This window comes from Barnesiella sp. WM24 (assembly GCF_004570975.1).
Lineage (GTDB): Bacteria > Bacteroidota > Bacteroidia > Bacteroidales > Muribaculaceae > Muribaculum.
On the sequence record NZ_SPPC01000005.1, the window covers coordinates 82,063 to 96,566 of the forward strand.

General features: G+C 50.5%; 7 protein-coding genes. All 7 read right to left on the minus strand.

Features of this window, described 5'->3' with window-relative positions:
* Positions 1–69: 69 nt before the first annotated feature.
* The 7 genes from E4T81_RS06550 to E4T81_RS06580 all read right to left on the minus strand — a co-directional run bounded on the left by E4T81_RS06550 (position 70) and on the right by E4T81_RS06580 (position 14,387).
* Positions 70–1,206: a carbohydrate binding domain-containing protein gene (locus E4T81_RS06550; RefSeq protein WP_135042610.1), complete on the minus strand. Its 1,137-nt coding sequence runs from the start codon at positions 1,204–1,206 to the stop codon at positions 70–72.
* A gap of 87 nt (positions 1,207–1,293) precedes the next feature.
* A complete protein-coding gene (locus E4T81_RS06555; protein ID WP_245207024.1) occupies positions 1,294–3,516 on the minus strand; it encodes an endo-1,4-beta-xylanase in 2,223 nt (740 codons plus the stop codon).
* Positions 3,517–3,530: 14 nt separating this feature from the next.
* Positions 3,531–4,577, minus strand: coding sequence for a DUF5627 domain-containing protein (locus E4T81_RS06560; RefSeq protein WP_135042612.1), 1,047 nt, complete (start codon positions 4,575–4,577; stop codon positions 3,531–3,533).
* A 26-nt stretch (positions 4,578–4,603) separates the two neighbouring features.
* Positions 4,604–6,388 carry a RagB/SusD family nutrient uptake outer membrane protein gene (locus tag E4T81_RS06565; protein WP_209308163.1) on the minus strand — a complete coding sequence of 595 codons (1,785 nt, stop codon included), beginning with the start codon at positions 6,386–6,388 and terminating at the stop codon, positions 4,604–4,606.
* Between the two features lie 13 nt (positions 6,389–6,401).
* Positions 6,402–9,239, minus strand: coding sequence for a SusC/RagA family TonB-linked outer membrane protein (locus E4T81_RS06570; protein ID WP_135042616.1), 2,838 nt, complete (start codon positions 9,237–9,239; stop codon positions 6,402–6,404).
* Positions 9,240–9,275: 36 nt separating this feature from the next.
* Positions 9,276–11,225: a RagB/SusD family nutrient uptake outer membrane protein gene (locus E4T81_RS06575; RefSeq protein ID WP_135042618.1), complete on the minus strand. Its 1,950-nt coding sequence runs from the start codon at positions 11,223–11,225 to the stop codon at positions 9,276–9,278.
* Positions 11,226–11,243: 18 nt separating this feature from the next.
* Positions 11,244–14,387, minus strand: coding sequence for a TonB-dependent receptor (locus E4T81_RS06580; RefSeq protein ID WP_135042620.1), 3,144 nt, complete (start codon positions 14,385–14,387; stop codon positions 11,244–11,246).
* Between the last annotated feature and the right edge of the window lie 117 nt (positions 14,388–14,504).

Genomic DNA, 14,504 nt, shown 5'->3' on the forward strand with positions numbered 1-14,504 from the left:
ACCGGGAGGGCTCCTTGCGTCACCCGGTCCCGGTTGTGAGCTATCGAACTATTCTACTTTTCAGTTGAGTTATCGGCGGATGGCAACTTTCTTGCCGTTGATAACATAGATGCCGTTGGCGAGCTCGCCGAGTGCAGCTTCGTTGTCAGTGTCGAGCACCTTCACACCCATAAGGTTGTAAACAATCCAGCGGTCAACTGACGGTGCAACCTCTACGGCATCAAGTCCGGCAGGATTAGTTGTGGTCAATACAACATTTGTCATATAGAATGAACCTACATATTTACCAAGATTGATTGTAATGCGGTCGGCATCCTCGCCGTTGACTGTAGCACTGATTACAACGCGATTCCAGTTTTCGGTAATATTAAACGTAGTGAAATTTCCCTTGCCGCTGTAGTCCTTAGAGTTCTGGATTCCGGCAGTAATACCCTCTGCGGCAGTACCTTTTACATCAAATGCAAGGTAATAAGTCTTGGCATTTTCCAAATTAACGTCGATACCAATCTGAACATCCCAGGGATTTTCCGATTCAGCAGGATTTGTAATAGCAAGGCAGGGCTTGTCGTCTTCGGTAGTCTGCTCAAAGGTAGCAGAGCCACCCCATCCTCCAAATGTAGCACCATTGCCGGTATACCAAGAAGCCACTACACCTTCACCAGGCTGTTCGGGTTTGGGGTCTTCGGGCTGTTCGGGAGTGTCACCGCCCTCTTCGACAAGATTCCACGCAATATTCTTGAATTCCATTGTGCAAGCCTCGGGAGCGGTTGAAAGACTGATGGCAATTGTCATCATGCCGTCAGCTTCAGCAGGAACCTCTCCGCTGAATGTATATTTTGTCCAGTCAGCACCGACTTCCATGCTGCCGCCGGCGATATTCCAATGCTTATAAGTACCCGGTTCACCATGAGCCTGAAACTCTATCTTTCGGGGAGAAGTCGATTTTGCCTCCATGGCAAATGTATATGTATCTCCTGCGGCAAGCTCCTTATTGGCAGTGATAAACAGCTGGTTGGAATAAGGCTGGGCGGGATCGGCAGTAATGCTTAGCGTAAACACACCGTCAACAGGAGTAATTGCAGAAAACTGCACGTTAAGGTCGTTGGCTGTAAACGAGTTGTCGTTAAGGAGAGAGACCTCTGCTGCACTGATTGAAGAAACTGACATAGCAGCTACAGCCGCGAATGTGAGTAATTTTTTGTTCATAGTAAAAAATTTTGTTAGTTAAGAAAAAATACCGGGAGGGAGGCTTCTCCCTCCCGGCTGATTATTAATGATTATTTTAGGTAGAAATTACTCTTTACCTGCGAGACCGTCGGCAAAGCCTCCGTAAGCGGGCTTGCGGCTGAGATTCTCATCCCAGAGACCGATAGGCTCACCTGGACGCCACCCTGAACCTTCAGGGCTGTCGGTCTGTGCCCATGCACAGATACCATACTGCTGCTCTACAGGTATTATCTCGAAATATTTCTTTACGATAAACTTGTAGTAGTCGCTCATAAGCATCTTCTGCTCCAGAGTAAGGTCAGTAGTCTTTATAGCCTTGTCATTTTCATCGGTGATACCCATGTCAAGCTCGGTGATACGGATAAGCTTACCGGAGCGGGCAAGAATCTCATACATCCTTACCACGTGGGCTTCATTCTTTGCCTGCTTTTCAGGATCAACCGAACAAGACACGTGCATCTGAGTACCGATACCGTCAATCTTGGTAACGCCGTCAGACTCCCACTGCTCAACCCACTTGACAAGACTCTCAGCCTTGAAGTTGTTGTCATAGCCTGCCTCAAGGTTATAGTCATTGATAAAGAGCTTGAGGTCATCGGCATTGCCGCCATTTTCAACGAAATATTTGCGTGCAAACTTGATGGGAACCCTTACGTAGTTTTCACCAAGATATTTCTGCCAAAGGAATGCCGAGGCATCAACATCCTTGTCTGTCTTCAGACCACGCTTGCCGGAGGCATCGCTGCCACCGTCGGCAAGAGGCTCGTTAACGACATCCCATGCCTTTACCTTCCCTTCTGTAGCCTCCATCATACCCTTGACCCAACGTTCCATTTCATTGGTAAGGATTTCAGCCTTTTCTTCAGGAGTAAGAGGTTTGGTTGTTGTTGAAATTACATTCTTAACCTTGTCAACGAAACGGGCGGGAAGCACATCGCCATTTTTCTCTTTAGCGATAAAGTTGTCCTTCATGTTGTCATCGTCGCAAGTGCCATTCTTGATCAATTCCACTCCATTAACCTTAAAACTGATGTCATCAAAATAGTAATTGTTGGCTTCAGCAAATTCATTAAGGTTAAACGCTATTGAGTGACCACCGGTAGCTCCTGCAGGGAATGTTCCTTTCGCAGTGTAATTCTGCCATGAACGAGTAAACTTTGGATTACCGATTCCCTCATAGTGAAGATAATTTCCGGCTTCAGTATGAATCTGAGTTGACGAGTTTGCTACCTTATCAGCACGTATATTCATAGAAATTTCCCAACTGTCTCCTTCCTTGAATGTAGCATCGGTCATAATCCAGAACTGGGTATCCCATGCCGCACTAACCATATTGTCAGAAGATACTTCAATAGCCCTACGCTCCTCCTCTATCTCAATCTCGGTCTCTTTTAGCTTCTCATAAGTAATCGAGAGATTGGTAATATAAAGTGTACCTACATACTTTCCAAGACTGAGCAACATTCGGTCAGTACCATCACCATTTGGCGTACCGTTTATTTTAACGTGAGTCCACGATGACTTCACATCAAAAGCATCGGTAGAACCACGACCTACATATCCATCTGACTTCTGGAAGTCCCAATTTAATGAAGCGGGGTCACCCTTAACGTCAAACTCGATAGTATACACAGTTCCTTCAGTAAAATCAGAAGAAATACAAGCCTGAATGTCCCATGGATTACTCTTCTCTGCATCGTTTGTGAACTTAAAACAGGGCTTGCCGTCTTCATCCTCACTGGTCATGGAGCCACCGCCCCATCCGCCAAATGTGCCGCCTTTGCCATCATAGAACGAACAGAGCACCACTGTCTCGGTACCGATCTCATCCGGATCCATATCTTTGTCGGCGATAAGTGAGTTCAGCCAAGACACCCTCTGCTGGGCGTGCCAGCAAAGTGTGTGACCATATACCTGCAGACCTGCCGCGGTAGCAGCGTCAACGAAATCGATTACCTTGGAGAAGTCCATTGTACCGTCGTCGCCTACTATCGAAGCATATTTCATAGCATTGCCTGTAGTAACCTGGTCAAAGTTGGAATTGGTAAGCAGATACACGCCTCCGCGCTTGAGGTAGTCGTCGGCGCTTACCCCGGTTCCAAGAAGGAACCCGGGGTGAGCGTTACGGTCTACATAAGATTTCAGCGGAGCGTAAGCGTTGAGATACTCATATTGAGCCACGCTTTCGGGCTTGTCGACCTGAAAGTTGGAAGTAGTGTCGAAATCATCGGCACAGCTTGCCAGCATAGGAGCCAGAGCCAACGCCCAGAGTTTATTATATCCTTTCATAATAATCACTGTTGTTATTTGGTATAAGATGGATTAAAGTCGAATATGGGAGCCACATCGCGGGTACGCATCACGAGAGTGTCGAGAGTGGCATACTTCACGCCGCCGAAATCTACAGTATAATCCAGGTAGAGAGCGTCGCGGTCCTTATTGTCCCAGCTCTTCTTCTCGCCGAGCTTCACAAACTTACCTGATCCGGAAGCGGTCATGCCCGGGGTATCGGTGGTCACGGTCACGTTTCCTTCATTGAAAGTAAGCTTGAGGTCACAATTGAGAGTGGTGATACCTCCGGCGTCAGAGATTTCGGTCGAAACGGTAAACATGCACTCTGTAAGTGACTCGGTGGTAAGTTTGACCACTTCATCTTTCTCGACATACTCGGCATGACGCACCTCGGTTCTTGTGCCCGCTGCATCGGTAACCACATCGACACCGCGACGCAGATAGCTTGAATGCCAGGGATTGATATACTTGACTCCGTAGAGCACATAATCCTTGGGAGCCACAGCCCAGTCAGCCGGGTTGCAGCTTACGGGATTAGCGACTCCTTCGACAGGAGTGCCGGCAAGGATGCGGTCGGCACCGCGTGCGGCAATCATGCGCAAAGGTATCACGTAAGTCTCCTTCAAAGCGTCCTTGTCAGCGAAAAATGCATCGGTCAGGGTCACTGTCGTGCCGAAAAGATAATCTTTCTTCTTGGTAAGAGTGGTTGACTCCAGTGAGTAATAATTGGAGGGCATAGCCTTTACCGGAGTGCCGTCACTGAAAGTCAGATTATTCACAAGAGAGGGATCAACCTGCACGTCGATGCTCAGGTCACGCGACTTGTAAGCGCCGCCCTGTGTAGCATAGATGACACACTGGTGCTTGTTGTCAAGAGTGTTGTCCTGCTCGCTGTCATCACCAAGCGTGATAGTCTTCACGGGATACTGATGAGCGAAATAAGCCGACACCCCGCCCTCATAGTCGGGAAAGTCATTGTCCTGGTTCTGGCAAGATACTGCCGACAGCCCGAGGAGGGCACCCAGACCGATTATTGTAGAATATTTGATAGTGTTCATGATGTTATTGTCATTTAAAGGTGAAATTACCATCCCTGATTCTGTACGAGGTTGCTGAACTTGATTACGTCAGAATAAGGAAGCGGACCATATATCATATAATTCTGATAGCGGCGCTGCTCTACATCAATATAGTTGAATGTAGTGCTGTGGTTGCCGATCTGGACGCCCTTCGCGGTCTCGGTGAGCGGAGCCTGCCAGCGGCGTAGATCCCAGAAACGCACATTCTCGAAGCAAAGCTCAAGGCGGCGTTCGTTGCGGATGAGTTCGCGCATCTTGTCCTTGCTGGCGGCACACTCGTCAAGATATGCGTCGGTGGTGCCGTTGCAGATTCCCGCACGCTGACGGATAGCCTTGATTACATCATAGGCGCTGTAAGCGTGAGAGCCGTTGCCCTTGGGACCCCATGCCTCGTTTGCAGCCTCGGCATAGGCGAGATATACCTCGGTAAAGCGTATGCGCTTTGTATAGTGGTATTTCTTCACCTCATTGGTAGAGTTGGGGTTGACATCGGTGCGGAGATGCTTGCGCATGTAGTAGCCGGTACGGGTCGAGTAACCGGTCTCCTTGTTTATACCGTCATTGTTGCTTGCGTCAGTACCGGTGTTGATAGTAGAGTTGTTGACACCGAGAGTGGAGCCGTCGGTCACGATATAGTGGGCAAGACGCGGGTCACGGCCGGCATAAGGATTGGCGGCGTCATACTGCGCGTTAGGATTATCGATAGGATAACCGTTTGCCATCGGGAAAGCGTCAACAAGATTCTGAGTCGGGTTTACGCGTCCCTTGCCATAAAGCGACGGAGGGAAATTGTCAGCTTCAAGTGAAGAGTTTTCCTCATATCCGCCACGCCAGATTATCTCGGCGTCATTAGACTTGTCGTAGTTATTGTTTGCCACGACTTCTGCGCTATACCATATGTGACCCATGGGAGCGAGACCCGCGATGCCGTTATTATGGTCGATTACGACAGCGGCATAGTCGGCAGCCTTTGCCCAGTCGATGTCGGAAGCTCCGGCAAACGCGGGGCTTGCGGCAAGCAGAGACACCTGGGCACGGATTGCCTCAACAATACGTCCTGACATACGGCCCCAGCATGAAGAGCCGAACACACGGTTATAGTCCATGTAGTCTATGCCAAGCGACGCGTACTCTGCGGGAAGGTCTCCATTGCCTGCCAGGTCAACGTAGTCAAGCGGCAACAACCTTGCAGCCTCATTGGCGTCGGCAAGAAGACTGTTGATACACTCCTGGAATGAAGCGCGGGGCACATTCATGTCGGAAGTGGCATCAAACGATGTCTTCCAGATGGGCACACCGAGGAAATCTCCGTTGGCAGCCTTTCCCGCATAGTTCTGCAAGAGATAATACATGTTGAGCGCGCGCAATCCGTAAGCCTCACCTTTGAGACGGTCGCGGAGCATATTGTTGATTACCTCATTGGAAGGAGCGAAGGGGACATTGTCGGCATGCTCAAGGAAGAGGTTGCAATACTGAATCGAAGCGTTACGGTCGCGCCAGTTGTTGACCGACTGGCTTGTCTGAGAGGTCCAAGAACCGGTAGCCATCGACAGATAGGCGTTGGAGATATCATTGGACACCGCATCATCGGTTGCGACATCGCTTTCCGACCCGCTGGGATAAGGCATCAGAATATAAGCGCTACCAAGAAGATTGTCGGCATATTTAGCCTCATTATCCATTGTATCGGGCTGCTTGATATTCTCAATAGCAGGCTCAAAGAGGTCGTCACATGACATGAAGGAGACCGTAAGAGCCGATATAGCGATATATTTGACTATATTTTTCATCGTATACATTGTGTTAGAAAGTTACTTTAGCACCAATATTGTAGAAACGGCTCTGGGGAGTTCCGATTGACATCTCGATAATCTTGCGGTTTTTACCGAAGGTAGCGAGATTGTCACCGCTTACATATACCGACAGACCCTTTACGACCTTACCGGCAAAGAGATTGGCATTGAAGTCGTAGGTAAGCTGTACTTTTGCAAGCTCGAAGCGGTCACGGCTATACATCCAGAAGTCAGATGCGACAAAGTTGTTGGCACCGTTGGAAGTGGTAAGACGAGGATAAGTCGCAGTTGCTGCGGTAGCCTCGGTCCAGCGGTTGCGCACTTCGGCAGAGTACTTGCGGTCACCATATACCCACCAGTAAGAGTTGTCCTTCATGCCGTCGGCTCCGAAGCCGCCTGTACCGTGGAGGAAGAGGGTGAATCCCTTATACTGCGCGGTGAGGTTTACACCGAGAGTGAAGGGGTCGCCATACCATCCGCCGCGACCGAGCAATACCTGGTCGTTGGTGTCGACCTTTCCGTCGCCGTTAATGTCGGCATACTTGAGGTCACCTGCCTGAAGGTTGGTTCCGCCGAGAGCATCCTGGTCATATGCCTCAGCCTCTTCGTCGGTAGCGAAAAATCCGAGACAACGGTAACCCCATATGCCATCGACATCCTTGCCCTGACGATACTGGTAGTCATTCTCATAAATCTCGTCGCGCTTGGTAGCCTTTGTCTTGTAGTAGGTACCGGTCACGCCTACGATAAGGTTTACTTCACCTATCGACTTGTTGAAGTTCACGCCGAAGTCAAAGCCGATGCGGCGGTTGGCATTGTAGTTAAGCCAGGGCACGAAGCTTGCCTCGGGATAGTAGGTAGAGAAGTAAGACGGGAACTTGGTAGAGTTGTTGATGGGCAATCCTTCATTGTCAATGTGGAAGAAAGATGCATCAAGACCGATCATGCGGTTGAAGAACTCTCCGCGAAGATTTACAGAAAACTCTTTGCGCGAGATGTAACCGAGATCCTCGTTGGAACCGCGCTTGGGATAAGCGGCAGGGTCACCCGAGCTACCCCATGAGTACCATCCGCCATTGGTATAATTGGGCGAATACATGTAATAGTCGGTCAGGTAGATGTCAGTCTTCACGTTGCTGAACGAAGCTGAGAGCATCAACTCGTTGACAGCCTCTGAGTCGCGGAGAAAATCTTCCTGAGAGATACGCCAGCCGAGAGATGCCGACGGCGACCATGCCTGACGATGACCCTCGGCAAGCTTGGCTGAGTGAAGACCGGCAAGACTCAGGTCGACATAGTAGCGACGGTCGAAGTTGTAGTCAAGTTCAAAACCGAGGTTGGCGCTGCTTGTGCGGTGGTAAGTACCGGCGGTAGTGCGCTGCCATCCTGCGGCAAGCACCATCGCATGCAGATTGTGAACGTCGGCAAATGTGCGCTTGTAGTCAAAGTTGCCGGTCCACATCATGGTCTGACGGCTTGCCGAGTTGGAGATGTTCTGCACTCCCGAGTGCTCGTCCTTACCCTCGACAGAGATTGACACAATCTGGTCGACACCGTTGAAGTTAGACCATACAGGCACATAAGTCGCATAAGAGTCAGTGTATCCCGAGTTATAGGAAGTAGCGTAATCGACCGAATACTGAGTGTGGAACGACAGTCCCGGGGTCAGCATGCCGAGGTCGAGGTTGATACCTGCGTCAAACTGGAACTGACGGCTTGTGAACTTGTTGTAGCCCTTGGCATAGTAATCGGCAAAGATATTGGTCTTGTCGATTGACGTACCGCCAAGGAAGCAGCCGTTGATAATGTTGCCGCTTGTGCCGAGAAGGTCAAAGACATCCTTGGCGTCGGGATTAATCGCGCTTATAGGGATAAGCGGATTAATACGGTTGGGGCGCAGTGAAGCTGCATTTGCCCAGTAATCGCCGGTGTCGTTGCTGTGAGCGGCACGCGCATTGTAATAGGTGGCTGCGGCGTTTACGTAAGCACTCACCCAGTCGGTAAGGTTAACGTCGATATTACCGCGCACCGAGAAGCGGTCAGTGTAATTATCCTTAGCCTCTCCGAAGTTCACGAAATCGCCCTGGCGGAAATAGTTCACGTTAGTGTAGAAACGGGCACGGTTGTTACCGCCTGAAATCTCGAGCGACGCGTCACTGCGGTTATACACCTTCTTCACGTAATCTTTCGAGTACATGTTGATATCGGGATAACGGTAAGGATTCACCTTTGCTGCAGTGTTGTAAATCTGCTCCTGACTGTACATCGGGTCAAGACCATCGTTGGCAAGCGCCTCATTGTAGAGGGTCATGTATTCGGCAGAACCGAGGTATTCGGGAAACGACTTTGCAACAGCCCAGCCGGTGTTGGCGCGGACGTTAATCTGAAGCGGGCCTTCACCGCCACGCTTGGTAGTGATATAGATCACACCCTTTGCAGCGCGGCTGCCGTAAAGCACCACCGCTTGCGCGCCTTTCATGAAGGTGATGTCTTTCACCTCGCTTGAGATGACATTGTTCATGTCACGCGGCATACCGTCCACGAGCACAAGGAAGCCTTCATCATCGGCATCCATGCCCCAGAGAGAGTTTCCGTTAAATCCGGCGACATATCCGTTAAGAGTGGTGTTGTTGATGTCGTTGATATAGTTCTTCTTCTGAAGCTCTTCAAAATCAAGCGTAGCCACTCCACCGAGCAAATCATATTTATCGATCGTGCGGTAAGCGACCTGCACCTGGTTGTCGCCAACGCTGTCGGTATCTTCAGTCTGTGCCATCACGGGGACGCTCAATCCGAGGATTGCCGCGCCGGCAGCGACTGGAAGAAATGTTTTATATTTTGAAATCATATTTTACTGTGTCTATGGTTAAAGATTAGTTGCTTGTTACCAACCCGGATTCTGCTCGAATTCCGCATAGATATATGTGTCATCGCGCAATAGCGGGAACCAGTAATGCTTGCTCTCGAAGTTACGGTTAAGGATAACTTCTTCATGCCAGTCGGCAACCTGAGCGTCGCGCGGGTCATTGTCAGCAAAGAATGTCTCGTCGGCGCCCGACACACGCTTGAACTCCTGTGAAGTCTTGACTGTGTACTTGGGCTCGGTGAGAAGCAGCCAGCGCTGAAGGTCGTTGAAGCGGAAGCCCTCAAATGAGAGTTCGACAGCACGCTCGCGGCGTATTTCGTCCATATAGGCGTTGCCGGCAAACTTGGCTGCCACATGACCTGCACCTACACGGTCGCGGAGACGGTTGATTGCCTCTACTGAAGAGAGCGGACACTTTGATGACTTGCCCGACTGACCGCCAAGCACAGCCGCAGCCTCAGCATACATCAGGTAAACGTCGGCAAGACGCATGTAGGGGATATAAGCGTGGGGGTTGCCGCCGTAATCGTCGACACCTGAACCGTTGGCGTCAACCTTCTGACATGTGTGTGGCACAAGCTTCTGATAGAAATAACCTGTACGTGAAGCATTTGCAACCGCACGCATAGAGCCGTCGGTAGCGAGTCCGGCATATTTCATTGCAGCGTCAGCCTCGCCCGGCTTGCCTTTCACATACTCGATACCGTCAAACACGATGTCATGATAGAAACGGGGGTCACGGTCCTTGAACGGATGAGCCGGATCAAAGTCTGAATCGGGGTCGTCAAGAGGAAGACCGTTTGCCATACCGTAGTAGTTGACATAGTTGGCTGTCGGCTGATGGATGTGGTTGTCCTGGGCACAAAGCTGGTTGGGACCGAATGTACGTGAATAATTGTAACGGGTGTATGACCATCCTGCCGAGGGACCGCGGAGTATCGCTTCTTTTCCACCGGGCTGCAACCATCCGCGACCTGTGGTGAAGAAGAGCTCGCTGTAGCTGTATTCAACGCCGTCAGCTTTCTCGTGGTCATAGACATTCTTATAGTCAAATGATGCAAACTCATACTGGGTCTGACCTGACTCCACAAGCGCGATTACCTCGCCGAGAGCGTCGGCAGCAAGCTGGGCATACTCGCGGCTATAATCATAGGTCTTGCCGCCACCGGTCTGCGCGCCGTGCTGCATCAACGGAGAGGCTGCCCAAAGATAATTCTTACCGAGATAAGAGAGCGCGGTAATCTTATTGATGCGAAGCTCGTTCTTGCCGAGTGTACGCTTTCCGACAGTAGTCTGGTCCCAGTCTATCGGGAGAAGCTCGGCGGCTTTCTTGAAGTCGGCGGCTGCCTTCTCGGCACACTCTAAATAAGAGAGACGTGCAAGACGGGGCGACTCTCCGGCGGGAAGCTCTTCATCAACATAAGGCAGACCGCCGAGAAACTGCATCATCTCGAAGTGCCACCACGCGCGGAAGAAATAAATCTGACCGAGAAGCATGTTTTTCTCTTCCGTAGTGCCGGTAAAATACTCGTCGATAGAAGCAAGCGCCTTGTTACACTTTGCGATACAGTACCATGCGTGTCCGTAAAGGCGATGGTTGAATTCGCCCGGCGCCGAGCTTGGGTTCAGACCGTCGCGCTTTGCCGCAAACCAGAACTGGAGGTTGGTCTGCCAGGCAAAGAAGTTTCCGAGGTCAATCTGGTGAATGATCACCTCGTCGGCCTGCGGATTCTGGATTTCGTCATCACCAAGATTCCATCCGGTAGTCCAATAGCATTTAGCCTTATCGGGTATACAGTTGTATATCTCCTCGATATAGCCCTGCATATTGGTAAAGTTTTTAAACGGTGTGTCAGCAGCCACATCGGAAGCAGGCTCCTTGTCAAGGTAATCCTCACAAGAGCTGAAACCGGTCATCATGACAAGCGCCATGCCGACAGCCACCAGTGATTTATATATTTTTTCCATAATTGGTATCTGATTTTTTTAGAGATTGAACTTAATACCGAGGTTGAAACGGCGCATGGTAGGATATGCTCCCGAACCGGAACCGCCGGAGAAGTTTGACTCGCGGTCATCGGGCATGCGGGTCCATACCCAGAGGTTGTTACCGTTGAGGTAAACCTTGAGCGAGCCAAGACCGAGTTTCCTGATCCATCCCTTGGTCCAGGTATATGCTATCTCGACGTTCTTCAGACGCACGTAAGAGCCGTCATACAGATACTGTGTACCGTTGCTGTAAGAGCTGACAGTCGAGTACCAGCGGGGCAAAAGCACTTCACCGTCAAGGTCGGTGCCATTCCACCAGTCACCTATATTATATACGTTGTCAATATGGTTGGCGAAGCTTACAAGGTTAACGTCGCGGGTCACATTGGTCACTCCGTAGAACTGTGCGAAGAAGCTCAAGCCCTTCCACTCGACACCGAGCGTGGCGTTGTAGGTGTTTTGCGGAGTACCGGAATAGCCATAGGGTGCGGAGTCCTCGACATCGACCTTACCGTCACCGTTGAAGTCGACGATATAGTAGTCGCCGGGAAGACGGTGAGCGTTGTCTACATCGTGGGTCGGGCTACCGTAAAGTTCATCGAAAGTGTTCATGAATCCACCGTTGATGTGAGAGTGGGTCTGACCGATTGCATAGCCTGCGAGCTTCTGGTAGGCTGGCTTCAGCTCGGGGTCGTCACGGTTGATAATCTTATTGGCGGCGTGAGTCATGCTGGCATTAGCCCAGATGCGTAGGTCGCGGGTAAGATTTTTAGTGAAACGGAGTTCAAATTCATAACCTGACACCTCTGCCTTACCAAGGTTGGCTGCCGGAGGAGTCTGTCCGAAGTAAGAGGGCATAGAGCGGTCACCACCGGCAATGAGAATATCGTTACGCTTGTCCTTGAAAATCTCGACTGTACCGGCGAGAGTGTTGTTAAGGAACGAGAAATCGATACCGAGGTTCATCTTGGTCACCTTTTCCCAATGAGCATCGGGGTTACCGAGCGCGCTCTGACGGTAGAACTGATAGATAGAAGCTCCATCATATCCGTAGCCTGTAGTCTGCATCTTGGTGTTGCCACCGTAAGCCCACTGGTCCATATAGAGGAATCGAGAGCCGGAGTCGTCACCGATTTCACCGTAAGAAGCACGGATTTTAAGTTCTTCCCACCAGTTGCGTATACCGTCCCAGAATTTTTCCTGTGAAGGACGCCATCCGATTGCACCTGAGTTGAAGAAACCGAAGCGATAACCTTTACCGAATTTCTCCGAACCGTTGTAAGCACCGTTGTACTCAACGAAGTAGCGGTCGGCGAAGTTGTAGGTCACACGGAACACCCAGTCTTCACGGTGGATAGGAATCATTGAACCTGTAGCCACTTCCTGACGGGTCCATACACCTGTAAGACCTACATTGTGACGGTTAAAGTCGCGGTTGTAGTTGAGCTGCACCTGATAGTTGAGGTTACGTACCGTGTTCCAGTCCTGCACGGTACCGCCCTGAGTGCTCCACTCGCTTCCGGCGTTATAATCAAAACCATATTTGTCGACCTCCGACTCATACTGTGCGATACCGGTAGCCGGGTCGATCCACTTGTGCTGCGGAGCATGGTAAAGGTCGTTGACTCCTCGCTGCGCCTCTACGAAGCGGTTGTCCCATGACACCATACCGCGAAGATTCAATCCTTTTGTCACGAAGTCAAGGTTCTGCTCAAGCACGAAGTCAGTGTTGACACTGGTGTGAGTGGTCTTGAACGCACCGCCCATCGCGAGCTGCTCGGCGGAGTTTGCCACCTGCGACTTGAACTGAGGATAGTAACCGAAAGAACCGTCGGCATAAACCGGACGGAACACGTCGGGCGCGATATTGTAGGCACCCGCCCATATCTGGGCATCGTTCCAGTTACCGCCGCTGAACGAGCTTCCGTCACTGGGCCAGGTCGAACGCTTCTGACCGGTCGAGCCGGCGATATTCACCTTAAATACAGTAGAGGGTGTCAAGGAGAAGTCAAGGTTAGAACGCGCGTTGATACGGTTGTAACCGAAACCGGTGTCATAACCGCGACCGTTGTTTATGTCACGGAAAAGGTCACCTTCATGCACGAAGTCGATGACAGCGAAGTAGCGCACAAATTTTGTACCGCCGCTGATCGAGACATTTCCGTTATAAGACATTGCATGATCCTTGAACAGATAATCCTGCCAGTCCACGTTGGGATAACGCTCAAACTCTTCCAGGTTGGCGGGATTACGATACTTGTTCAATATGGCAAGCGGAGTCATGTAGCTCCATGAAGAGGGCTGCACTGCAAGCTCGTGGGCGATAGCCTTGTTACGCGCCGAGAGAGCGTCATAGGAGTCAAGCTTGTTAGGAAGCTTCGAGGCCGACTTCATGGTTGCGGTAAATCCGAAATCGATTTTTGCGCGTCCTTCCTCACCACGCTTTGTAGTGATCAGCACAACGCCGTTTGCGCCCTTCACACCGTAAACGGCGGTCGCAGACGCATCCTTCAATACTGAAATCGACTTCACTGAGCTGATGTCGACACTGTTCATGTCGCGCTCGATACCGTCGACAAGCACGAGAGGATCGGAATTATTCCACGAGCTGGCTCCACGGATTGTAATCTTGGCACTCTCCTCACCCGGCATACCGGATGACTGCACGGTAATCACACCCGGGAGGTTACCGGTAAGCGCGGCACTGATGTCATGCACACCGGCTGCACGCTCGAGGACTTCGCCTGTGGTCTGGGTAATCGCACCGACAACAGAAGCTTTCTTCTGCTGACCGTAACCAACCACGACTACTTCGTCAAGTTGTGCGGTATTAGTGTTAAGGCTTACATTAAGCACTGACTTCCCGTTGACCTTGACTTCTTTGGGAAGCATTCCGATGTAAGAAAACACAAGAACATCATTTTTACTGTCGGGAATCTGCAGGATATAGTTACCATCAAAATCGGTAGCCGCACCAATCGCAGGTTTACCCTTGACGACAACCGTAGCACCAATCAGCGGCTCTCCCGTGTCGTCGGTCACTGTTCCTTTCACCGTGTCGGCATAAGAGGTCAAAGACCCGAAGCACAGAAACAGCGCCAGGAAAGAAATGCATCGAAATAGTTTCTTTACATTTTTCATTGTTATTAGTTTAAATTTATAATTACTAAAATGTTTAGGTTGACCGTGACACCCGGTCACGGCTTAAGGTTAGGAATAGTTCGGTTAGATTTTTTCTCTCTGTCAGTCAGTAATAAT

Excerpts from the sequence above, each read along its gene's own strand:
- E4T81_RS06560 (WP_135042612.1), bottom strand. The coding sequence starts at position 4,577 with ATGAACACTATCAAATATTCTACAATAATCGGTCTGGGTGCCCTCCTC.
- E4T81_RS06555 (WP_245207024.1), bottom strand. The coding sequence starts at position 3,516 with ATGAAAGGATATAATAAACTCTGGGCGTTGGCTCTGGCTCCTATGCTG.
- E4T81_RS06570 (WP_135042616.1), bottom strand. The coding sequence starts at position 9,239 with ATGATTTCAAAATATAAAACATTTCTTCCAGTCGCTGCCGGCGCGGCA.
- E4T81_RS06580 (WP_135042620.1), bottom strand. The coding sequence starts at position 14,387 with ATGAAAAATGTAAAGAAACTATTTCGATGCATTTCTTTCCTGGCGCTG.
- E4T81_RS06575 (WP_135042618.1), bottom strand. The coding sequence starts at position 11,225 with ATGGAAAAAATATATAAATCACTGGTGGCTGTCGGCATGGCGCTTGTC.
- E4T81_RS06565 (WP_209308163.1), bottom strand. The coding sequence starts at position 6,388 with ATGAAAAATATAGTCAAATATATCGCTATATCGGCTCTTACGGTCTCC.
- E4T81_RS06550 (WP_135042610.1), bottom strand. The coding sequence starts at position 1,206 with ATGAACAAAAAATTACTCACATTCGCGGCTGTAGCTGCTATGTCAGTT.